The sequence below is a fragment of the Gibbsiella dentisursi genome (genome assembly GCF_039539505.1).
Lineage (GTDB): Bacteria > Pseudomonadota > Gammaproteobacteria > Enterobacterales > Enterobacteriaceae > Gibbsiella > Gibbsiella quercinecans.
This window is the reverse complement of sequence record NZ_BAABDG010000007.1, coordinates 128,499-151,880: the sequence shown is the minus strand read 5'-3', so window position 1 is coordinate 151,880 and position 23,382 is coordinate 128,499. Positions and strand designations below refer to the sequence as shown.

The window sequence follows — 23,382 nt, the reverse complement described above, 5'->3', positions numbered from 1 at the left end:
GCCGGAGCCAGAATAAAAGCAGTGGAGTCACTGTCTTATGCAGGATCGCAATTTTGACGATATTGCTGAAAAGTTTGCGTGTAATATTTATGGCACCACCAAAGGGAAGATTCGCCAGGCGGTGCTCTGGCAGGATCTGAACGCGTTATTGGCGCAACTGCCGCAGCGGCCGCTGCGCATTTTGGATGCCGGCGGCGGTGAAGGCCATATGGCCTGCCAACTGGCCGAATTAGGACATCAGGTCTTGTTGTGCGATCTTTCCGGTGAGATGATCCAACGGGCGGCGATGTTGGCAGAACAGAAAGGTGTGAGCCAGAACATGCAATTTAGACAAAATGCTGTTCAGGATATCGGCCAGCACTTGGAACAGCCTGTCGATCTGATATTGTTTCACGCGGTGCTTGAATGGATCGCTGAACCGCTGGCGGCGCTGCGCGCGTTGTCAGCCTGTTTAGCGCCGGGCGGCGCGCTGTCGCTGATGTTTTTTAACGCCAACGGTCTGCTGATGCGCAACGTGGTGTTGGGGAACTTCCAGCTAGTGGATCCGCAGGTTAGAAGGCGCAGAAAGCGTTCGTTGTCGCCGCAGTACCCGCACCAGCCACAGGATGTCTACGGCTGGCTGGAACAACTGGGGCTGCGCATTAGCGGCAAAACTGGTGTGCGGGTGTTCCATGATTATCTGCAAAGCCGGCAGTTACAAACCGAAAAATTTGAAGAGCTACTGGCGCTTGAACAGCGCTATTGCCGGCAAGAGCCGTACGTGAGTTTGGGGCGCTATATTCACGTGATGGCGCATAAACCCGACCTGAAGGACGAACTATGAGTGAGTTTTCCCAGACTGTACCCGAACTGGTCGCCTGGGCACGGAAAAATGATTTCTCTCTTTCGCTCCCAACGGAGCGTCTTGCGTTTCTGCTCGCTATCGCCACGTTAAACGGCGAGCGGCTGGATGGCGAGATGAGCGAAGGGGAGCTGGTTGATGCCTTTCGTCATGTCAGCAAAGGCTTTGAGCAGACGCATGAAACGGTGGCGATTCGTGCCAATAATGCCATTAACGATATGGTGCGCCAGCGCCTGTTGAACCGCTTTACCAGCGAACTGGCGGACGGCAATGCCATCTACCGCCTGACGCCGCTAGGCATCGGCATTACCGACTACTATATCCGCCAGCGCGAGTTTTCGACGCTGCGGTTGTCGATGCAACTGTCTATTGTGGCGCAAGAGCTCAAACGCGCGGCGGACGCCGCGGAAGAGGGCGGGGATGATTTCCACTGGCACCGTAACGTGTTCGCGCCGCTGAAATATTCGGTGGCGGAAATCTTCGACAGCATCGATATGACCCAACGCGTGATGGACGAGCAGCAGCAAAGCGTCAAAGAAGACATTGCCGCCTTGCTTAATCAGGATTGGCGCGCAGCCATTTCCAGCTGCGAAATGCTGCTGTCGGAAACTTCCGGTACCCTGCGCGAACTGCAAGATACGTTGGAAGCCGCAGGCGATAAGCTGCAGGCAAACCTGTTGCGTATCCAGGACGCCACCCTGGGCGACGCGGAGCTAAGCTTTGTCGATAAGCTGGTGTTTGATCTGCAGGGCAAGCTGGATCGCATCATCAGTTGGGGCCAACAGGCCATCGATCTGTGGATCGGCTACGATCGCCACGTGCATAAGTTCATTCGTACCGCCATCGATATGGATAAAAACCGGGTGTTCTCACAACGCCTGCGCCAGTCGGTGCAAAACTATTTCGACAACCCATGGGCGCTGACCTTCGCCAATGCCGATCGCCTGCTGGACATGCGTGATGAAGAGTTGGCGCTGCGCAGCGAGGAAGTGACCGGGGAACTGCCGCCGGATCTGGAATTCGAAGAGTTTAGCGAGATCCGCGAGCAGTTGGCCGCCATGATCGAGCAGGCGCTACAGGTTTATCAGGAACAAAAAATACCGCTCAATTTAGGAACGGTAATGCGCGATTATCTGGCGCAATATCCGCGTGCCCGTCATTTTGACGTGGCGCGTATAGTGGTCGACCAGGCTGTGCGTCTTGGTGTGGCTGAAGCTGATTTTTCAGGGTTGCCGGCCGAATGGCAGGCAATCAATGATTACGGAGCCAAGGTACAGGCCCATGTCATCGACAAATATTGAACAAGTAATGCCAGTTAAACTGGCCAAGGCACTGTCTAATGCGTTGTTCCCGGCGCTGGACAGCCAACTACGCGCCGGCCGCCACATCGGTATTGATGAGCTGGACAACCACGCCTTCCTGATGGATTTTCAGGAAGAGCTTGAGCTGTTCTACGGCCGCTACAACGTGGAGTTGATCCGTGCGCCGGAAGGCTTTTTCTACCTGCGCCCGCGTTCTACCACGCTGATCGCACGTTCGGTGCTGTCCGAGCTGGATATGATGGTGGGCAAAATCCTTTGTTATCTCTACCTCAGCCCAGAGCGCCTGGCGCACGAGGGCATCTTCAGCCATCAGGAACTGTATGATGAACTGCTGAGCCTGGCGGATGAAAGCAAACTGCTGAAGTTCGTCAACCAACGTTCAACCGGTTCCGATCTCGATCGGCAGAAACTGCATGAAAAGGTGCGCACCTCGCTTAACCGCCTGCGCCGCTTGGGGATGGTTTACTTCATGGGCGGCGACAGCAGCAAATTTCGCATTACCGAAGCGGTGTTCCGCTTTGGCGCAGACGTGCGCAGCGGTGACGATCCGCGGGAAGCGCAGTTGCGCATGATTCGCGACGGTGAGGCCATGCCGATTGAAAATAGCCTGTCACTGCATGATGACAACGAAGGCGATGAGCAATCGGCAGCCAATGCCCAGGACAGTGCAGAGGATGAACAGGAATGATTGAACGCGGTAAATTTCGCTCGTTGACGCTGGTTAACTGGAACGGCTTTTTCGCCCGCACCTTTGATCTTGATGAACTGGTTACGACACTTTCCGGCGGTAACGGCGCAGGCAAATCCACCACCATGGCGGCCTTCGTCACGGCGCTGATCCCGGATCTGACGCTGTTGCACTTCCGTAACACCACCGAAGCCGGCGCCACCAGCGGCTCGCGCGATAAGGGCTTGCACGGCAAACTGCGCGCCGGGGTGTGTTATTCCACGCTGGATGTGGTCAATTCGCGCCACCAGCGCGTGGTCGTTGGTGTGCGTCTGCAGCAGGTGGCCGGCCGCGATCGTAAGGTGGACATTAAACCGTTCACCATTCAGGGTTTGCCGACATCAATCCAGCCCACGGAACTGCTCACGCAGACGGTGGGCGAGCGCCAGGCGCGCGTGCTGCCGCTGCAGGAGTTGAAAGAGCGCGTGGAGGAAATGGAAGGGGTGCAGTTCAAGCAGTTCAATTCCATTACCGATTACCACTCGCTGATGTTCGATTTAGGGGTGATCCCGAAGCGCCTGCGTTCTTCGGCCGATCGCAGCAAGTTCTATCGGCTGATTGAAGCCTCTCTGTACGGCGGGATCTCCAGCGCCATTACCCGTTCGCTGCGTGATTACCTGCTGCCGGAAAACAGCGGCGTGCGCAAGGCGTTCCAGGATATGGAAGCCGCGCTGCGCGAGAACCGTATGACGCTGGAAGCGATCCGCGTCACGCAGTCGGATCGCGATCTGTTCAAACACTTGATCGCCGACGCCACCGCCTATGTGGCCGCCGACTATATGCGCCATACCAATGAGCGCCGCATTCATTTGGATAGCGCCATTGCGCTGCGCAGCGAATTGTTCACCAGCCGTAAGCAACTGGCCGCTGAGCAGTACCGTCACGTAGAAATGGCGCGCGAGCTGGCTGAGCAAAGCGGCGCCGAATCCGATTTGGAAACCGATTACCAGGCCGCCAGCGATCACCTCAACCTGGTGCAGACGGCGATGCGTCAGCGGGAGAAGGTTGAGCGCTACGAGGCCGATCTGGAAGAGCTGTCCTATCGCCTGGAAGAACAGAATGAGGTGGTCGCCGAGGCCAGTGAGCAACAGGCCGATAACGAAGCGCGGGCCGAAGCCGCCGAACTGGAAGTCGATGAGCTGAAGAGCCAACTGGCGGATTACCAGCAGGCGCTGGATGTGCAGCAAACCCGTGCCATCCAGTATCAGCAGGCGTTGCAGGCGTTAGAGCGGGCCCGCGGCCTGTGCCAACTGCCGGAGTTGACCGCTGAAAATGCGGAAACCTGGCTGGATACCTTCCAGGCGCGGGAGCAAGAGGCGACGGAAGCGCTGCTGCTGCTTGAACAAAAATTGAGCGTGGCCGATGCGGCTCACGGCCAGTTTGAACAGGCCTATCAGTTGGTGGGCAAGATTGCCGGCGAAGTTAGCCGCAGCGAAGCCTGGCAGACGGCGCGCGAACTGTTGCGCGACTGGCCTTCACAGCAACACCTGGCCGAGCGTGTGCAGCCGCTGCGGATGCGCCTAAGCGAGCTGGAACAGCGTCTGCGCTCACAGCAAGACGCCGAGCGCCTGTTGCAGGAGTTCTGCAAACGGCATGGGCAGGACTATCAGCCTGACGATCTGGAAAGCCTGCAGCAAGAGCTGGAAGAACGCCTAGAGTCGCTATCGCAAAACGTGAGCGAAGCCGGCGAGCGCCGTATGGAAATGCGCCAGGAACTGGAGCAGATCCAGCAGCGCATCAAAGCCCTGACCGCGCGCGCGCCGGTCTGGCTGGCCGCCCAGGATGCCCTGAGCCAGCTTAGCGAACAGAGCGGCGAAGCGCTGGAAGACAGCCAGCAGGTTACCGAATACATGCAGCAACTGCTGGAGCGCGAGCGCGAAACCACCGTCGAGCGCGACGAAGTGGCGGCGCGTAAGCGCGCGGCTGAAGCGCAGATTGAGCGCCTCAGCCAGCCGAGCGGGGCGGAAGATCAGCGCCTGGTCACGCTGGCCGAACGTTTTGGCGGTGTGCTGCTTTCGGAAATTTACGACGATGTCACCATTGATGATGCGCCTTACTTCTCCGCGCTGTACGGCCCGTCGCGCCACGCGATTGTGGTGCCGGATCTGTCGTTGGTGCGCGAACTGCTTGAAGGGCTGGAGGATTGCCCAGAGGATCTTTACCTGATTGAAGGGGATCCGCAGTCGTTCGATGACAGCGTGTTCGCCGTTGAAGAGCAGGAAAAGGCGGTGGTGGTGAAAATCGCCGATCGTCAATGGCGTTATTCACGTTTCCCGGAAGTGCCGTTGTTTGGCCGTGCGGCGCGGGAAAGCCGCCTGGAAGTGCTGCATGCCGAACGCGATTCTCTGGCAGAGCGTTACGCGACGCTGTCGTTTGATGTGCAAAAAACGCAACGTGCGCATCAGGCATTCAGCCGCTTTATCGGTACCCACCTGGCGGTGGCGTTCGATGCCGATCCTGAAGCGGAAATCCGCACGCTCAATGGCCGCCGGGGCGAAATTGAACGCGCGCTAAATAACCATGAAGCGCAGAACCAGCAGCAGCGCCAACAGTATGAGCAGGCCAAAGAGGGCATTTCCGCGCTCAACCGCCTGATGCCGCTGGTTTCCCTGCTCAACGACGACACGTTGCAGGATCGCGTCGATGAGATCCGCGATGAGCTTGACGATGCGCAGGATGCCGCGCGCTATATCCAGCAGCACGGCGCCGCGCTGGCGAAGCTGGAACCGCTGTTGGCCGTGCTGCAGAGCGATCCGCAGCAGCATGAACAATTGCAGCAGGATTATCAGCAGGCGCAGCACGCGCAGCGCCAGGCTAAGCAGCAGGCATTTGCGCTGACGGAAGTGGTGCAACGGCGAGCGCACTTCAGCTATGCCGATTCCGCCGGCATGCAGAACGCCAATAACGATCTGAACGAAAAACTGCGTCAGCGGCTGGAGCAGGCGGAGGCTGAACGCAGCCGTGCCCGCGACCAACTGCGCCAGTATCAGGCGCAGTTCACCCAGTTCAGCCAGGTGCTGGCTTCGCTGAAAAGTTCGTATGACGCCAAGCGCGACATGCTCAAAGAGCTTAACCAGGAACTGGTGGATATCGGCGTGCAGGCCGATGCCAATGCTGAAGAGCGCGCGCGTATCCGCCGTGATGAACTGCACACGGCGTTAAGCACTAACCGCGCGCGCCGCAATCAGTTGGAAAAACAGCTGACCTTCTGCGAAGCGGAAATGGACAGCCTGCAGAAAAAACTGCGCAAGCTGGAGCGTGATTATCACCAGATGCGCGAACAGGTCGTGACCGCCAAGGCCGGCTGGTGCGCGGTGATGCGCCTGGTGAAAGACAACGGCGTGGAGCGCCGCCTGCACCGGCGTGAGCTGGCCTATATGGACGGCGACGAACTGCGCTCGATGTCGGATAAGGCGTTGGGGGCGTTGCGTCTGGCGGTGGCGGATAACGAACACCTGCGTGATGTGCTGCGCCTTTCCGAAGATCCTAAACGGCCGGAGCGTAAGATCCAGTTCTATATTGCGGTGTATCAGCATCTGCGCGAGCGTATTCGCCAGGATATTATCCGCACGGACGATCCGATCGAAGCGATTGAACAGATGGAGATCGAGCTTGGCCGCTTGACGGAAGAGCTGACCGCGCGCGAACAGAAGTTGGCGATTAGTTCGAAAAGCGTGGCCAACATTATTCGCAAAACTATTCAGCGGGAACAAAACCGTATCCGTATGCTTAACCAGGGGCTGCAGGCGGTGTCCTTCGGCCAGGTGAAGAGCGTGCGGTTGAACGTGAACGTGCGGGAAGCGCACGCCACGTTGCTGGACGTGTTGTCTGAACAGCAGGAGCAGCATCAGGATCTGTTCAACAGCAACCGCCTGACCTTCTCTGAGGCATTGGCCAAGCTGTATCAGCGCCTGAACCCGCAGATTGATATGGGGCAGCGTACGCCGCAGACCATCGGTGAGGAACTGCTTGATTACCGCAACTATCTGGAGCTGGAGGTCGAAGTGTTCCGTGGCTCCGACGGCTGGCTGCGTGCGGAAAGCGGCGCGCTGTCGACCGGTGAAGCGATCGGTACCGGTATGTCGATCCTGGTGATGGTGGTGCAAAGCTGGGAAGAAGAGTCCCGCCGCCTGCGCGGTAAAGACATTTCGCCTTGCCGCCTGTTGTTCCTGGATGAAGCCGCACGTTTGGATGCGAAGTCTATCGCTACGCTGTTCGAACTGTGCGAGCGCTTGGAGATGCAGCTGATTATCGCCGCGCCGGAAAATATCAGCCCGGAAAAAGGCACCACTTATAAGCTGGTGCGTAAAGTGTTCCAAAACCACGAACATGTGCATGTGGTTGGGCTGCGTGGCTTCGCGATTAACGAGCCAGCGGCGCGTGACTCGGCGGCGGCGGAGACGCCATAGGTAAAAAGGCCTGCTAAAAATCTGAAAATAGCCATCAAAGGATGGCTATTTTTTTCATCAAGGAGATGATCTGGCCGTTTTTATTACCAGGAATGCTGTAGCGCCATGAAATAAACAGTTATTCTACGGCGCCTGAGAGCAAAACGGGTTTTCTGTTTGTATACTAAACCTAGGTTGTCTTTGTAGTGGGTTCGTGGTGCCGTTCAGTAAAAAAGCCCGTTAATGCTCTTGCCGGGCGACCTGGTAATATTGTTGTTTTTTTGTGGGCAAACAGGGGGAAAGGATGTTGCTTGAAAATGGAGGCTCTATACGGCGTCTCGCACTGAGTTGTGCTATGGCATGCAGTATTAGTGCGTCGTTACCTACACGGGCAGCCGTGCCAGCGTTTCCGGTTTCATCATCCGGCATCTCTGCCGCACAAAGTCGTGTTGAATTGATGGCGGCGTTGCCGTCTGGCGTCACGCCGCATAACCTCTCTACGCTGGCGGTGCTGTATGCCGGGCATCATATGCAGCCCATGTGGCAGGATCGCGAGGCGGTACGGCAGTTTCAACAGCAGTTGGCCGAGCTGGCGATCTCCGGCGTGCAGCCGCAGTTTACTCAATGGGTCAAGCAACTGACGGATCCGGCAATCAGCGGTATGGCGCGTGATATTGTGCTGTCGGACGCCATGTTGGGCTACCTGCAATTCGTGTCGTCGATTGCGGCAAATGGCAATGACTGGCTGTACAGTAATATTCCTTACAAGCTGGGCCTGCCGCCCAATACGGTGATTAACCAGTGGCAGTTGGCGGTGCGCGATGGGAAAACCCTAGCCTATGTTGAATCCCTGGCGCCGCAACACCCGCAGTATGCCAAGATGCACCAGGCGCTGCGCGCCATGCTGGCGGATAGTCGCCCCTGGCCGCGGTTGGCCAATGGCCCAAGCCTGCGCCCCGGCCAAATGAGCAATGATATCCCGGCGCTGCGCGAAATTCTGACGCGCAATGGCATGCTAAGCGCTGCAGCGGTGGCGCCGGCAACGGAGCCTGCCGCCGTGCTGATTTCATCGAATGCCGGCGACGACGGCGGTCTTTCCGTTGATGAAGAGAAAGCGCAGGAAGCTCCGCCAGCGGTGGTTAGCCCATCCGCTGCGCCGGTAAAGGATATTGCGCCTTCAGTAACGGCGGATACAGCGCAGCAGCCGGCCGGGCCGGTTGCGGTTAGCGATAATATTTATACTGGCGATCTGGTGGAGGGGATAAAACGTTTCCAAAAATGGCAGGGCCTGAGCGACGACGGCGTTATCGGCGCGCGTACGCGCGAGTGGCTGAATGTGTCGCCCAACATGCGCGCTTCTCTGCTGGCCTTGAATATCCAACGTTTGCGTATTCTACCCAACAGTGTCAATACCGGCATTATGGTGAACATCCCTAACTATTCGCTGACTTACTACCAAAATGGTAATGAGGTGTTGTCATCCCGGGTTATTGTCGGCCGGCCAAGCCGCAAAACACCGATGATGAGCAGCGTGCTTAATAACGTGGTGATGAATCCGCCGTGGAACGTGCCAACGACGCTGGTGCGTGAGGATATCGTGCCGAAAGCGATGCGTGACGCCAGCTATTTCCAGAAACACGGTTATACATTGTTGTCAGGCTGGAGCAGCGACGCAACGGTGATCGACCCGGCGATGATTGACTGGAACACGGTTTCCGCCCGTAATTTCCCGTATCGCATCCGCCAGGCGCCGGGCACCAATAACTCGCTGGGGCGTTTCAAATTCAATATGCCAAGCTCCGATGCCATTTATTTGCACGATACGCCGAATCATGCGCTGTTTCAGAAAGACATTCGGGCACTCAGTTCCGGCTGTGTGCGTGTGAATAAAGCGTCTGATTTGGCGAATATGCTGCTGCAGGATGCGGGCTGGAATGATTCCCGCGTCTCTTCGACCCTGAAGGGCGGCAACACGACCTACGTCAATATTCGCCAGCATATTCCGGTCAAACTGTATTATTTAACGGCCTGGGTTTCTGATGATGGAAAGCCACAATTTCGTACAGATATTTACAATTATGACGATACGGTGAGATCTGGCGCGCAAATTTTGGCTCAGGCAGAAAAATTACTGCAGTAAATGCAGTAATTCTAAATAACTAACGGTCAGAATATTTGGCCATCCTGCGGGCAGGTATTTGCTTTCTGCCCGCAAACCACGCGGCACACGGGTTGACTCAACCCGGCCGGGCGGTTATGGTTCGGGTAGTGCGCTTTTCTGTGCATATTTTTCCGATATTCTTTCCGGGTCTGACAGAAACATGGACAACATCGATCATCACCGCCGTAGATGGCTGGCGTTGGGTAGCGCCGCCTTGGGGTTAGCGCTGCTGCCAGAGCAGGCGTTTGCCAGTTTATCCACCTCTCGTCCGCGTATTTTGGTGGTCAATAACCTGAATACGGGGGAATCACTTAAGGCCGAGTTTTTCGACGGGAAAAATTACAATAGCGATGAGTTAGCTCGCCTTAACCATTTGTTCCGTGATTACCGTGCCAATAAAATCAAATCAATTGATCCGCGTTTATTTGATCATCTCTATCGCCTGCAAGGCATGTTAGGCACTCATAAGCCAATTCAATTAATTTCGGGTTATCGTTCCCTGGCTACCAATAATGAACTGCGTGGGCATAGCCGCGGTGTGGCAAAACAAAGTTATCACACCAAAGGGCAGGCGATGGATTTTCATATTGAAGGCATTCAGCTAAGCAATATCCGTAAAGCGGCGTTAAAAATGCGCGCCGGCGGCGTAGGATATTATCCGCGTAGCAATTTTGTGCATATAGATACCGGGCCGGTCAGAACCTGGTAACCCGCAATCTGTTCCGGTAAGCTGTATGGTTACGCCGCAATGTGATTGTTATGGAGCCTTATGAAATACCAGATTATTCCCGTCACCGCGTTCAGCCAGAACTGTACCCTGATATGGTGTGACAAAACCGGGCAGGCCGCGTTGGTGGATCCCGGTGGTGAGGCGGAAAAACTGAAAGCCGAGGTCGCTCGCCAGGGCGTCACCGTCGGGCAGATTTTGCTGACTCACGGCCATCTGGATCACGTGGGTGCGGCGGCAGAGCTGGCCCAGCACTATCAGGTGCCGATTATCGGCCCGGATAAGGAAGATGCCTTCTGGCTTGACGGCCTGCCGGCACAGAGCCGCATGTTCGGCCTGGAGGAGTGTGAACCCTTGACCCCGACCAAATGGTTGCAGGAAGGGGATAGCGTGCAGGTCGGGGAAATGACGCTGCAGGTGCTGCACTGCCCAGGGCATACGCCAGGCCATATCGTGTTTATCAACCAACAGGCACGCCTGGCGTTGGTGGGTGATGTGCTGTTCAATGGCGGCGTTGGGCGCAGCGACTTCCCGCGCGGCGACCACCAGGCGTTGATCAACGCGATCCGCACCAAACTGTTGCCGTTGGGGGATGACATGGCCTTTATTCCCGGCCACGGCCCTATGTCCACCTTAGGGCATGAACGCCAGACCAATCCGTTTCTGCGCGACGAACCTGCCATCTGGTAGTGGCAGGGCGTTGCAGAATAGCAAAGGGGCGCTTCTGCGCCCCTTTGTTATATCTATGCGTGCTGATTTATAGCACGGCGACGATGGCTTCGCACAGTGGCGCCATGTTGTCTGGCGTCATCCCGGCGACGTTGACGCGGCCGGAATTTACCGCATAGACGCCGAATTCCTCACGCAGGCGCAGCACCTGGTCTTTGGTCAAGCCGCTGAATGAGAACATCCCATTTTGCTTGATGATAAAGCTGAAGTCCTGCTGGGCGCCTTTTTCCTGCAGCGTATTGACGAACAGTTGGCGCATCCGCTGGATACGTTGGCGCATATCGGCCAGTTCCTGTTCCCACATCGCGCGCAGTGACTCATTGCTCAGGATAGTTGCAACGATAGCCGCACCGTGAGCCGGCGGGTTGGAATAGTTGGCGCGGATGCCGGCTTTAACCTGGCTGAATGCGCGCTCGGCCGTTTGTGCATCAGCAGCGACCAGCGTACAGGCGCCAACGCGTTCGTTGTACAGGCCAAAGTTTTTCGAATATGAACTGGAGACGATCAGTTCACTATGCTGCGCGGCGAAAATACGCAGCCCCTGAGCATCTTCTTCCAGGCCGTTGGCAAAGCCCTGGTAGGCGAAGTCAAACAGCGGCAGCCAGCCGTTGGCCGCGGCCAGATCGGACAGCGCTTGCCATTGTGCTTCGGTTGGATCGATACCTGTCGGGTTATGGCAGCACCCATGGAGAACCACCACGTCGCCGGCCTGCGCCTGTTTCAGGCTGTTAACCAGACCGTCAAAATCCAACGCATGATTGGCCGCGTCGTAATAGTCATACTCCACTACCTCAAGGCCCGCCGCGTTGAAGATGTTTTTATGATTTGGCCAGCTTGGGTTGCTGATCCACACGCGTTTGGCACCGGTTTGCGTAGCGATAAAGTCTGCCGCCACGCGCAAGCCGCCGGTACCGCCAGGGGTTTGCGCCGTGCGCGCACGTTGTTCGGCAATAATTGTGCTGTCTTTGCCGAACAGCAATGCCTGGGTGCACGCTGCGAATGCGGGAATGCCTTCGATACCGAGGTAGCTTTTGGTGGTTTCATTTTCCAGCAGATATTGTTCAGCTTTTTTTACGCTGGTCAGCACCGGTGTTTTACCCGTTTCATCTTTATAAACGCCGATCCCGAGGTTGATTTTATTAGGGCGGGCGTCCGCGCGGAAAGTTTCGGCGAGACCCAGAATCGGGTCGGCCGGTGCAGCAGTGATTTTTTCAAACATTCAGATGCTTCCGTGGCCTAGAGTTAAGCAGTCAGAAGGTTCAGGGTAGCGCCAGTTATGCGCTTTGCCAACCGTTTGCGAGAAAAATACCTCGAACTTGTGACCGCGGCATAATCCGCAGGAAAAGGTGATGAAAGAGCAGGGATGAAAAGACGCAGAGGGGCAAAGGCAGCAAAAACAAAAACAGGGCCGTAGCCCTGTTTTTCACACCTGTGGCAGTAAACCGCCACTGTCAGGCGTTTAACAAATTAGAACTGGTAAACCAGGCCAACAGCCACGGTGTCGTCGGTGTTCAGACCCAGTGGGTTGTTGTTGTCCAGTTGGTTGATTTTGTAATCAACGTAGGTAGACATGTTTTTGTTGAATGCGTAGCTAACGCTAACGTCAACGTATTTGTACAGGTCAGCGTCGCCGATGCCTTCGATGTCTTTGCCTTTAGACTGAACGTATGCCAGTGATGGGCGCAGGCCGAAATCAAACTGGTACTGAGCTACCAGTTCCAGGGTTTGGGCTTTGTTGGCAAAACCGCTTACATCATTGTTGTTAACAGTGCCAGAGAATGGCGTTGCGTTACGGGTTTCGGTGTAGATAGTTGCCAGGTACAGGTTGTTGGCGTCGTATTTCAGGCCAGCACCCCAGCTTTCAGCTTTATCACCCTGACCGTAAGCCAGCGAATTTTGGGCTAATGAACGTTTTGAACTGCTGTAAGAGGCTACTGCGCCAATGCCCAGGCCGAAATCGTAGGAAGCAGACAAACCGTAGCCATCGCCGTTGGATTTCTGAGCGCTGCGGCCTGTTGGGCCGTTGTTGCTGCTTTCATTGTTAGCGCCCTGATATTGCAGAGCAAAGTTCAGGCCGTCGACCAGACCGAAGAAGTTGGTGTTACGGTAGGTTGCTACGCCGTTGGTACGGCCAGACATAAAGACGTCAGTGTAAGCTGAATCGCCACCAAACTCAGCCAGAACGTCAGTATAACCAACTACATCGTAGAATACGCCGTAGTTACGGCCGTAGTCGAGTGAACCGTAGTCGCCGAATTTCAGGCCTGCAAAGCCCAGACGGGTTTTGGTGCCTTCGGTGCCTTCAGATTCAGTGTGGTTCGCCTGAACGTTGTATTCCCACTGGCCGTAACCGGTCAGTTGGTCGGTAATTTGGGTTTCACCTTTGAAGCCAAAACGGACGTAAGACTGGTCGCCGTCTGCGCTGTTATCTTTAGAGAAGTAGTGCAGGCCGTCAACTTTACCGTACAGATCCAGTTTGTTGCCGTCTTTGTTATAGATTTCTGCTGCGTTAGCAGCACCAGCCGCTAACAGAGCCGGGATTACCACTGCAAGAATGTTGCGCTTCATCATTATTACCCTCATTGGTGTTATTCGGACACCTTGCCACTGCCGCCAATAATTCTTGGGAACTATTGTAGATAGTTTGGTGTCGTCCTGTGTCTGCACGCAGTGTTCCATTCAAAGCCGGGTTAATCTAGAGCGAAAATGCTACTAATATCCTAATCCGGTTTCAAAAAGAAAAATGCTGTAACAGAATGTAAAAATAAGGGAACTTTGTGATGAAAGTCAAGTATAGAAAATGCGAAAGGCCAGCTGAGCTGGCCTTTATTTTGTAACTAAAAGGTATGTTGTCTGTTTGGTTTTAGCAATCAGAACGTTGCGTTTCGCGGCGTACGTGGGAAAGGAATCACGTCTCGCACGTTTTGCACACCGGTAACATAAGCAACCAGGCGTTCAAAGCCCAAACCAAAGCCTGAATGAGGAACCGTGCCGTAACGGCGCAAATCGCGGTACCACCAATAATCTTCTTTGTTCAGGCCCATCTCTTCCATGCGGCTATCTAACACCGCCAGGCGTTCTTCACGCTGAGAACCGCCAATGATTTCGCCGATGCCAGGTGCCAAAACGTCCATCGCCGCCACGGTTTTGCCGTCATCGTTCATGCGCATATAAAACGCTTTGATGTCTTTCGGGTAGTTTTTCACCACCACCGGCGCTTTGAAGTGTTGCTCCGCCAGATAGCGTTCATGTTCAGAAGAGAGATCGATACCCCAGGATACCGGGTTCTCGAATTTTTGGCCGGAAGCCAACAAAATCTCAACCGCTTCGGTGTAGTCCACCTGGGCGAAATCAGAAGAAACAAAGCGAGACAAACGCTCAACGGCATCTTTATCCACGCGCTCGGCAAAGAACTGCATATCATCAGCACGTTCATTCAGCACGGCCTGGAAGACATATTTCAGCAGGTTTTCCGCCAGCCCGGCGATGTCTTCCAGCGTAGCGAAGGCGACTTCAGGCTCGATCATCCAAAACTCCGCCAGGTGGCGGCTGGTGTTGGAGTTCTCGGCACGGAAGGTCGGGCCGAAGGTGTAAATTTTAGACAGCGCGCAGGCATAGGTTTCACCGTTCAACTGGCCGGATACGGTCAGGAACGCTTCTTTGCCGAAGAAATCTTCGCTGAAGTCGACGGCGCCTTTATCGTCACGCGGCAGGTTTTGCAGATCCAGCGTCGAAACGCGGAACATTTCGCCGGCGCCTTCGGTATCAGAGGCGGTGATCAACGGGGTGGATACCCAGAAGTAACCATTTTCATGGAAGAAACGGTGAATCGCCTGGGCCAGCGTATGGCGCACACGAGCCACGGCGCCGATCAGGTTGGTGCGTGGGCGCAAGTGGGCGACTTCGCGCAGGTATTCGATGCTATGGCGTTTGGCCGCCATTGGGTAGGTATCCGGATCGTCAACCATGCCGACGACTTTTACTGCGGTTGCCTGTAGCTCAAAGCTTTGGCCGCCACCGGGTGAGGCCACGACTTTACCGCTGACTTCCACGGAGCAGCCGGTGGTCAGATGCAGCACTTCATCCTGGTAATTGGGCAGAGAATTATTCACAACGGCCTGTAACGGATTAAAGCAGGAGCCGTCATAAACGGCGAGGAAGGAGATACCAGCTTTAGAATCTCTCCGGGTACGTACCCAACCGCGCACCGTGACTTCACTGTCAACCGGGGCACGGCCTTGCAGTACGTCGACTACAGGCACTACGCTCATAGATTTCTCTCTTTATAGGTTTTTGGTTCAGGAATAGCTAACAACCCCATAGTATGGGAGCCTCACTATGTTACTTGCCGCGGTGCAGAGCACAAGTAGAAATCGCCAAATCGGTGCAACATTTCGTATGCCCGCGCAGGGCAGATGAGCACAGCTATATAAAGGAAGTGAAAAGGCCAACTTTGCCGGCTTCAGCTTGCCTATGCGTTGGTTTGCCTGTTTTACGTTCTTACCCGGCCGGGGGCCATCAGGGAAAAGGAAAGGCAAAGCCGGCGTGCGGGTGCCGCCGGCTGGGGGATCAACTGGCTTTCTTCACCAACGGCAGATCAAAGGCTTTACGCAAGGCTTTGACGAACGCCTTGTCCTGGCAGATGGTTTTTCCCGGGCTGTCCGACAGTTTAGCCACCGGTTTGCCTTTGCATTCCACCAGCTTAATGACGATATTCAGCGGTTTCACGCCGGGGATATCGCAGGTCAGGTGGGTGCCGATGCCAAACACCAGGTTGACGCGCCGATCGAAGTGGCGGTAAAGCGCCAGCGCCTTGTCCAGATCCAGGTTGTCGGAGAACACCAGCGTTTTATTTAGCGGATCAATATCCAGTTTTTGATAATGGGCGATGGCTTTTTCACCCCAGTCGAAAGGATCCCCCGAATCATGGCGCAAGCCCTGATAGCGCTGGGCGAACTGTTGGCCAAAGTCGCGCAGGAACGCATCCATCGTGATGCAATCAGTGAGCGCAATCCCCAACTGGTCGGGATATTCATCCACCCACGCCTGTAGCGCCGCACGTTGGCTGTTGGCCAGCACCGGGCTGATTTGCTGATGGGCCTGGAACCATTCATGCGCCTGGGTGCCGACGGGCGTGAGCTGCAGTTGGCGCGCCAGATCGTAGTTGCTGGTGCCGATAAAATAGGGAAACTCCGCTTTTAGCGTACTGACGATGGCTTTTTGCACGCCGTGGGAGAAACGGCGGCGGGTACCGAAGTCCATCAGTTTAAAGCGCGAAATATCCAGATCGGCCGTCACCTGCTGGAAATGCACCAGCTTGGTGCGCAGGCGGTCGGTTGCCATCTCTGTGGTCACCTGCGGCGAGCGGTGGCGATGCACCACTTCGCTGATTAATGCCAGCAACGGCACTTCCCACAGGATCACCTCGCGCCACGGCCCAGCGATGCGGATATGCAGGCGGCCGTGTTGATTGGTCACTTTTACCTGCTGCGGATCGTAGCGGAAATTGCGTAGCCAGCTAAGGTAATCCTGGCGGAAAAAGGGCAGCGTCGAAAGATAGTGACTTTCGGCTTCGGTCAGCGCCAGTTCACGCATCAGCGCAATCTGCTCGCGGATTTCATCGGCATACTCACCCAGCAATTCATCACCGCGGCAACGGAACTCGGCCGCCACGGTAACCGCAGGGTAGCGGTGGAACACCGCTTGCTGCATATGAAGCTTGTAGGCATCGGTATCAAGCAACGATGTCAAAATTGGGGAAGCGTATTGAGTCATATGCGTTACAGCATCCTCGTCAGGCGCGTGTCCAAATCCGGCGCAATATAAAAATTTTGCAGGAGTATACCCGGATTATCCTGTGATTGAAGCCCCATGACACCACAAATCGCCGGAGCGGGTCGAGGATTAAACGTGCCGTTTTCTCGCCGGTGCCAGGGGGGCTGGCATAAAAGCCAAGTAAACCAGTCAGGTGGCGAACTTAGCTTATTTAGTAATAGAAATTATAGTGTTAATTATTTTAAACACTACATCTAACGAAAAATATTTACGCGGGAGGGCAGATGATGCCGCCTTGAAAAGCGACCGACTCCGGCTCTGGGTTTTTTCTGTGGCTGTGATACAGTTTGTTTACAATCAGGCACATTACTGCTGCACTGCGTTCTGGTCAGCCGAAACGCCCGCGCGGTTGATGGTGCCGGGACTCCCGTAATTCCGGAATAAGAAGGTTTTTTATGACTCAGCAGCCTCGGGCGAAGTATCGCCACGACTATCGCGCACCTGACTATACCATTACCGATCTTGATTTGAATTTTGAGCTGGATGCCGCCACCACCCGCGTGACGGCCGTCAGCCAGGTTAAGCGCCAGGGCGCCATCGATGCCCCGTTGATTCTGGATGGCGAAGATCTGGCGCTGGTGAGCCTGCAGATTGACGGGCAGGACTGGAGCCATTACCGCCAGCAGGAGAATACACTGGTGGTTGAGCAACTGCCGGCGCAGTTCACGCTGACCATCGTCACAGATATTCACCCGGCGCAAAACAGCGCGCTGGAAGGGCTTTACCTGTCGGGCGATGCGCTGTGCACCCAGTGCGAGGCCGAAGGTTTCCGCCATATCACTTATTATCTCGATCGGCCGGACGTGCTGGCCCGCTTTAGCACGCGCATCGTGGCCGACAAGGCCAAATACCCCTTCCTGCTCTCCAACGGCAACCGCGTGGCGCAGGGCGAACTGGACGATGGCCGCCACTGGGTGCAGTGGCAGGATCCGTTCCCGAAGCCTTGCTACCTGTTTGCGCTGGTGGCGGGGGACTTTGACGTCCTACGGGATATTTTCACCACCCGCTCCGGGCGCGAAGTGGCGCTGGAGCTGTTTGTCGATCGCGGCAATCTGGATCGCGCCGGCTGGGCGATGACCTCGCTGAAAAATGCGATGAAGTGGGACGAAACGCGCTTCGGCCTGGAATACGATCTCGACATCTATATGATCGTCGCGGTGGATTTCTTCAATATGGGCGCCATGGAAAACAAGGGGTTAAATGTATTTAACTCCAAATATGTGCTGGCCAAGGCGGAAACCGCCACGGACAAGGATTACCTGAATATTGAAGCGGTCATCGGCCATGAATACTTCCACAACTGGACCGGTAACCGCGTTACCTGCCGCGACTGGTTCCAGCTTAGCCTGAAAGAGGGGCTAACGGTCTTTCGCGATCAGGAATTCAGTTCCGATCTCGGCTCGCGGGCGGTCAACCGCATTAATAATGTGCGAGTGATGCGCGGCGCGCAGTTTGCTGAAGACGCCAGCCCGATGGCGCATGCCATCCGGCCGGATAAAGTGATCGAAATGAACAACTTCTATACCCTGACGGTCTATGAGAAAGGCGCGGAAGTGATCCGCATGATGCATACCCTGTTGGGCGAAGAGAACTTCCAGAAAGGGATGCAGCTCTATTTTGAACGTCATGACGGCAGCGCCGCCACCTGCGATGATTTTGTGCAGGCGATGGAAGACGCTTCCAACGTCGATCTGTCGCTGTTCCGCCGCTGGTACAGCCAGGCCGGCACGCCGTTGCTGACGGTGCGCGATGAATACGACGCCGAGAAGCAACAGTATCGCCTGCATGTCAGCCAGCAAACGCCGCCAACGGCGGAACAGCAGGAAAAACTGCCGCTCCATATTCCGCTGGATATTGAACTGTATGGCAGTGAAGGCCAGGTGATTGCGTTGCAGAAAGACGGTCAGCCGGTCAACAATGTGCTGAATGTCACCCAGGCTGAGCAGACCTTTATTTTTGACGGCGTCGAGCAAAAACCGGTGGTGTCGCTGCTGCGGGAATTTTCTGCGCCGGTGAAGCTGGATTACCCGTACAGCGATCGGCAACTGACCTTCCTGATGCAGCACGCGCGCAACGACTTCGCCCGTTGGGATGCCGCACAGAGCCTGCTGGCGACCTATATCAAGCTTAACGTCGCCAAATATCAGCAGCAACAGCCGCTGTCGCTGCCGCTACATGTGGTGGACGCATTCCGTGCCGTATTGCTGGATGAGAAACTCGATCCGGCGTTGGCGGCGCAGATCCTGACGCTGCCGACGGAGAGTGAGATCGCCGAGTTGTTCACCACCATTGATCCGCAAGCGATCGCCGCGGTGCGTACCGCCATGACCCGCTGCCTGGCGGATGAAATGGCGGATGAATGGCTGGCCGTCTACCACGCCAACAAAACGGCGGGCTATCGCGTTGAGCACGGGGATATCGCCAAACGCGCCTTGCGCAACGTCTGCCTGAACTATCTGGCGTTTGGCGAAGTGGCGCTGGCCGATAAGCTGGTGGTGCAGCAATTCCGGCAGGCCGATAACATGACCGATTCGCTGGCCGCGCTGTCGGCGGCGGTCAGCGCGCAACTGCCGTGCCGTGATGAACTGATGGCGGCGTTTGACGAGCGCTGGCATCAGGATGGCCTGGTAATGGATAAATGGTTTGTGCTGCAGGCCACCAGCCCGGAGGCCAACGTATTAGCCAAGGTGCGCAGCCTGCTGCAACACCGCTCATTCAGCCTGAGCAACCCGAACCGTCTGCGCGCGTTGATTGGCGCTTTCGCCTCGGCCAACCCGGCGGCGTTCCATGCGGCGGATGGCAGCGGCTACCAGTTCCTGGTGGAAATCTTGAGCGATTTGAACACGCGCAATCCGCAGGTGGCCGCACGGCTGATTGAACCGTTGATCCGCCTCAAACGTTATGATGCCTCGCGCCAGGGGTTGATGCGTAGCGCGCTGGAACAGCTGAAAGGGTTGGAAAACCTGTCAGGCGATCTGTACGAGAAAATCACCAAGGCGCTGGAAGCCTAAGCGCAGGGCGCCTTTAGGGTGATGAAGGAAAGGGCGGCACATTCGTGGGCCGCCCTTTTTTAATTAGCCAGGCGCTGCGCTGGCGCTACGGTGGGGGTCAGCACCCGGTCAAGCACGGTGGCCTCCAGCTCGGCCAGTTTGGCGGAGCCTTTGCGGCGTGGGCGCGGCAGATCGACAGTCAGATCCAACCCAACGTTGCCTTCCTCAATTAAAATCACCCGATCGGCCAGGGCGATCGCTTCACTGACGTCGTGCGTCACCAGCAAGACGGTAAAGCCGTGCTGCTGCCACAGGCTTTCAATTAACCCCTGCATCTCAATGCGCGTCAGGGCATCCAGCGCCCCCAAAGGCTCATCCAGCAATAACAGGCGGGGGCGATGAATCAACGCTCTGGCCAGCGCGACGCGCTGTTTCTGGCCGCCGGAGAGCGCGCTGGGCCAATCGTTGGCACGGTCGGCCAGGCCCACGGCTTCCAACGCTTGCAGCGCGTCCTCGCGCCAGTTACCGCGCAGGCCAAGGCCAACGTTGTCGATAACCTTTTTCCACGGCAGCAGGCGTGCATCCTGGAACATCAGGCGGGTATCGTTTTTCACGCTGCTAAGTGGGGCGCTGCCGCTTAACAGCGCACCGCCGCTGGCGGTTTCCAGCCCGGCCATCAGGCGCAGCAGCGTACTTTTACCGCAGCCGCTGCGGCCAACGACGGCGACAAACTGGCCGGCGGTAATGCGCAGTTGAATATTGTTGAGCACGGTGCGGTTACCGTACCGTTTGGCGATCGATTCCAGGGTGACTGGCGTGCCTTGTGGGATGCGAGTTGGCGTACTCATAACGCTTCACCTTGTTTCAGTTGGTAAGCCGGATGCCAGCGTAGCCAAACGCGCTCCAGCAGTTGAGCGCTGACGTCGGCCAGTTTGCCGAGCAGGGCATACAGGACGATGGCCACCACCACGATGTCGGTTTGCAAGAATTCTCTGGCGTTCATCGCCAGATAGCCGATGCCGGAGTTGGCGGAAATGGTTTCGGCCACGATCAGCGTCAGCCACATAAAGCCGAGGGCAAAGCGCACACCCACCATAATCGAGGGCAGGGCGCCGGGCAGCACGACCTGAGTGAATAACTGGAAGCCGCTTAGCCCGTAGCTGCGCGCCATTTCCAGCAGACCGCGATCGATATTTTTGATCCCGTGATAGGTGTTGAGATAAATCGGGAACAGGGTGCCAAGGGCCACCAGGAAGATCTTGGCGGATTCATCGATGCCGAACCACAGGATCACCAGTGGGATCAACGCTAAATGCGGCACGTTGCGGATCATTTGGATAGAACTGTCGAGCAGGCGCTCACCCCAACGTGACAGCCCGGTAATAAAGCCCAGGGTCAATCCCAGGCTGCCGCCGATGCTAAAACCGATCAGGGCGCGCCAGGTGCTGATTGACAGGTGTTGCCACAGTTCGCCGCTTTTCGCCAATGCCCAAAAGGCGGTGATCACCGCGCTGGGTGCCGGCAGGATACGGTTTGACAGCCAGCCGGCTTCGACGGCGATTTGCCAAAGCACGATCAGCGTTACCGGCAAGGCCCAGGGGGCCAACCGGTGCAGTATACGCGTAGTATTACTCGCCATGTTTGGGCTCCTCAGCGTTAAGGCTCATGATAGTGTTCCCCGTGGCGCATTACGCCGATTGGCCGGTCAGTAACGGCGACGTGGTCTTGGCCGTGACGGGGCGGCGGCGGCCCAACGCCAGATACAGGCTTTCCAGCGCTTCTTCCAGACGCGCCGCTACACCTTCCTGCAGTTGGATATCGTCGCCGTTTTGTAATACCTGGCTGTCGTCGGCAAACACGCCGTGCAGCACTTCCTGCGCTTTGAGCGCCGCCAGCACGGGTTTCAGGGCGTAGTCCACGGCCAGCATATGCCCAATGGAACCCCCGGTTGCCAGCGGCAACACCACTTTATGATCCAGCGCGCGCTCCGGCAGCAGATCCAATAGGGTTTTTAGCGCACCGGAAAACGATGCTTTATAAACGGGCGTGGCGATCAGTAAACCGTCGGCTTGTGCCAATTGCGCGGTAAATGCCTTGATTTGTGGGCTATTAAAGTTGGCGTACAGCAAATCTTCAGCGTCAAAATCGTGCAAGGTATAGGCGATCACTTCCACCCCACGCTGTTGCAGCCATTTTTGCCCGAGGGTGAGCAGCGCTGCTGAACGAGAGGGGAGACGAGGGCTACCCGCCAGTGATATAACCCGCATGACGGCTCCTTATAACTAAAAGTTAGGTTTAATCAGAAAATATTTATGAAGTATTTTAAAACTACCAGCAAAGTAGGGCGTTGTTTAAATCTCTTTTTTTAATTTTGTTATGAGTTAGTTGGGATTAGGTTGCCTGCATGATGAGATTGTTAATCTGTCGGCAGGGAGAAGGCGGGAAATGACGCCATGAACACGCGATTTTTTGCCCTGAATCAATTCCAATTGGCGCTGGGATCCCGGATAATACGCCCCCGGTCTGCAACCGGGAAATCAGGAGAGTACATGTACTACCCCCTCGTCAGGAAAGCGCTATTCCAGTTCGATCCAGAGCGCGCGCATGAATTAACCTTCCAACAACTGCGCCGTATTACCGGCACCCCGCTTGAGTTTCTGGTTCGCCAGTCCGTGCCGACAAAGCCGGTAAACTGTATGGGGCTCTCGTTTAAAAATCCGTTAGGGCTGGCCGCCGGCCTGGACAAAGACGGTGACTGCATCGATGCCCTGGGCGCGATGGGCTTCGGTTTTATTGAAGTGGGAACGGTTACGCCGCGCCCTCAGCCAGGTAATGAAAAGCCCCGCCTGTTTCGCATTGTCGAAGCGGAAGGCCTGATAAATCGAATGGGCTTTAATAATCATGGGGTGGATAACCTGGTTGAGAACGTTAAAAAATCCCACTTCGGCGGCATTCTTGGGATTAATATTGGCAAGAATAAAGATACTCCGGTTGAGCAAGGCAAAGATGATTATCTGATCTGCATGGATAAGATCTATCCTTATGCCGGCTATATTGCGATCAATATATCTTCCCCTAACACCCCTGGTTTAAGATCCTTGCAGTACGGTGAAGCGCTGGACGATCTTTTAGCGGCGATCAAAAATAAGCAGGCAGAGCTGAATACCCGCCATCATAAATATGTCCCCGTGGCGGTAAAGATCGCGCCGGATCTTTCTGAAGAAGAATTGATCCAAATAGCCGATAGCCTGGTGCGCCATAATATTGATGGCGTGATTGCAACCAACACCACGCTGGATCGTAAATTGGTGCAGGGCCTTAATCACTGCGAACAAACCGGCGGCTTGAGCGGCCGTCCATTACAGTCAAGCAGCACTGAAGTGATACGCCGTTTATCACAAGAGCTTCAGGGGCGTTTGCCCATCATTGGCGTTGGCGGTATTGATTCGCTGATGGCCGCGCGTGAAAAAATGGCTGCGGGCGCTTCGCTGATACAAATTTATTCCGGGTTCATTTTCCGTGGCCCAGGATTGATTAAAGATATCGTTACCCATATCTAATATTTTTCCTTTCATATCGTGCTGGGGGTTTATTTCTGCTCCCGGCTCGTTTATATTTTGTTCGTTGGCATAAATATTGTTCGCGGAATTATCCGATGTTTA

General features: G+C 55.8%; 16 protein-coding genes. 9 read left to right on the top strand and 7 right to left on the bottom strand.

What is annotated here, in order from left to right:
* The first annotated feature begins 37 nt into the window (after positions 1 to 37).
* The 7 genes from cmoM to ABFX35_RS14960 all read left to right on the top strand — a co-directional run bounded on the left by cmoM (position 38) and on the right by ABFX35_RS14960 (position 10,856).
* Positions 38 to 823: a tRNA uridine 5-oxyacetic acid(34) methyltransferase CmoM gene (cmoM, locus tag ABFX35_RS14990; protein ID WP_121554776.1), complete on the top strand. Its 786-nt coding sequence runs from the start codon at positions 38 to 40 to the stop codon at positions 821 to 823.
* Positions 820 to 2,142, top strand: coding sequence for a chromosome partition protein MukF (gene mukF / locus ABFX35_RS14985; RefSeq protein WP_279027301.1), 1,323 nt, complete (start codon positions 820 to 822; stop codon positions 2,140 to 2,142). The genes cmoM and mukF overlap by 4 nt, the downstream gene beginning before the upstream one ends.
* Positions 2,123 to 2,851 (top strand): chromosome partition protein MukE, encoded by a 729-nt coding sequence (gene mukE, locus ABFX35_RS14980; protein ID WP_095848071.1) that lies wholly within the window; start codon positions 2,123 to 2,125, stop codon positions 2,849 to 2,851. Before mukF ends, mukE begins: the two co-directional genes overlap by 20 nt.
* Positions 2,848 to 7,299, top strand: coding sequence for a chromosome partition protein MukB (mukB, locus tag ABFX35_RS14975; protein WP_346081977.1), 4,452 nt, complete (start codon positions 2,848 to 2,850; stop codon positions 7,297 to 7,299). The genes mukE and mukB overlap by 4 nt, the downstream gene beginning before the upstream one ends.
* A 283-nt stretch (positions 7,300 to 7,582) precedes the next feature.
* Positions 7,583 to 9,418: a L,D-transpeptidase gene (gene ldtD, locus ABFX35_RS14970; RefSeq protein WP_279027308.1), complete on the top strand. Its 1,836-nt coding sequence runs from the start codon at positions 7,583 to 7,585 to the stop codon at positions 9,416 to 9,418.
* A gap of 181 nt (positions 9,419 to 9,599) precedes the next feature.
* A complete protein-coding gene (gene mepK, locus ABFX35_RS14965) occupies positions 9,600 to 10,148 on the top strand; it encodes a peptidoglycan L,D-endopeptidase MepK (protein WP_095848074.1) in 549 nt (182 codons plus the stop codon).
* A gap of 60 nt (positions 10,149 to 10,208) precedes the next feature.
* The gene (locus ABFX35_RS14960; protein ID WP_279027310.1) at positions 10,209 to 10,856 is read left to right on the top strand and encodes an MBL fold metallo-hydrolase; all 648 of its coding nucleotides are present in this window, start codon (positions 10,209 to 10,211) and stop codon (positions 10,854 to 10,856) included.
* 67 nt (positions 10,857 to 10,923) lie between these two features.
* Here the strand turns inward: ABFX35_RS14960 and ABFX35_RS14955 are convergent, their stop codons facing one another.
* From ABFX35_RS14955 to pncB, 4 genes are all read right to left on the bottom strand, one after another.
* Entirely contained in the window at positions 10,924 to 12,114 is a 1,191-nt protein-coding gene (locus ABFX35_RS14955; RefSeq protein ID WP_095848076.1) for an amino acid aminotransferase, read from the bottom strand.
* A gap of 248 nt (positions 12,115 to 12,362) precedes the next feature.
* Entirely contained in the window at positions 12,363 to 13,466 is a 1,104-nt protein-coding gene (gene ompC / locus ABFX35_RS14950) for a porin OmpC (RefSeq protein WP_095848077.1), read from the bottom strand.
* 299 nt (positions 13,467 to 13,765) lie between these two features.
* The gene (gene asnS, locus ABFX35_RS14945; protein ID WP_279027313.1) at positions 13,766 to 15,166 is read right to left on the bottom strand and encodes an asparagine--tRNA ligase; all 1,401 of its coding nucleotides are present in this window, start codon (positions 15,164 to 15,166) and stop codon (positions 13,766 to 13,768) included.
* Between the two features lie 298 nt (positions 15,167 to 15,464).
* Positions 15,465 to 16,670: a nicotinate phosphoribosyltransferase gene (gene pncB / locus ABFX35_RS14940; RefSeq protein ID WP_346081973.1), complete on the bottom strand. Its 1,206-nt coding sequence runs from the start codon at positions 16,668 to 16,670 to the stop codon at positions 15,465 to 15,467.
* 455 nt (positions 16,671 to 17,125) lie between these two features.
* Here pncB and pepN point away from each other — a divergent pair, with 455 nt between their 5' ends.
* Positions 17,126 to 19,741: an aminopeptidase N gene (gene pepN / locus ABFX35_RS14935; RefSeq protein WP_346081971.1), complete on the top strand. Its 2,616-nt coding sequence runs from the start codon at positions 17,126 to 17,128 to the stop codon at positions 19,739 to 19,741.
* Between the two features lie 59 nt (positions 19,742 to 19,800).
* Here pepN and ssuB read toward each other — a convergent pair whose 3' ends face one another.
* The 3 genes from ssuB to ssuE are packed head-to-tail and all read right to left on the bottom strand — an operon-like array spanning position 19,801 to position 21,987.
* Positions 19,801 to 20,568: an aliphatic sulfonates ABC transporter ATP-binding protein gene (gene ssuB / locus ABFX35_RS14930; protein WP_346081969.1), complete on the bottom strand. Its 768-nt coding sequence runs from the start codon at positions 20,566 to 20,568 to the stop codon at positions 19,801 to 19,803.
* The gene (gene ssuC, locus ABFX35_RS14925; protein WP_279027535.1) at positions 20,565 to 21,359 is read right to left on the bottom strand and encodes an aliphatic sulfonate ABC transporter permease SsuC; all 795 of its coding nucleotides are present in this window, start codon (positions 21,357 to 21,359) and stop codon (positions 20,565 to 20,567) included. The genes ssuB and ssuC overlap by 4 nt, the downstream gene beginning before the upstream one ends.
* Positions 21,360 to 21,408: 49 nt before the next feature.
* Positions 21,409 to 21,987, bottom strand: coding sequence for an NADPH-dependent FMN reductase (gene ssuE / locus ABFX35_RS14920; RefSeq protein ID WP_279027537.1), 579 nt, complete (start codon positions 21,985 to 21,987; stop codon positions 21,409 to 21,411).
* Between the two features lie 282 nt (positions 21,988 to 22,269).
* On the opposite strand from ssuE, the gene pyrD reads away from it, so the two are divergent.
* Positions 22,270 to 23,280 (top strand): quinone-dependent dihydroorotate dehydrogenase, encoded by a 1,011-nt coding sequence (pyrD, locus tag ABFX35_RS14915; RefSeq protein ID WP_279027539.1) that lies wholly within the window; start codon positions 22,270 to 22,272, stop codon positions 23,278 to 23,280.
* Positions 23,281 to 23,382 lie beyond the last annotated feature (102 nt).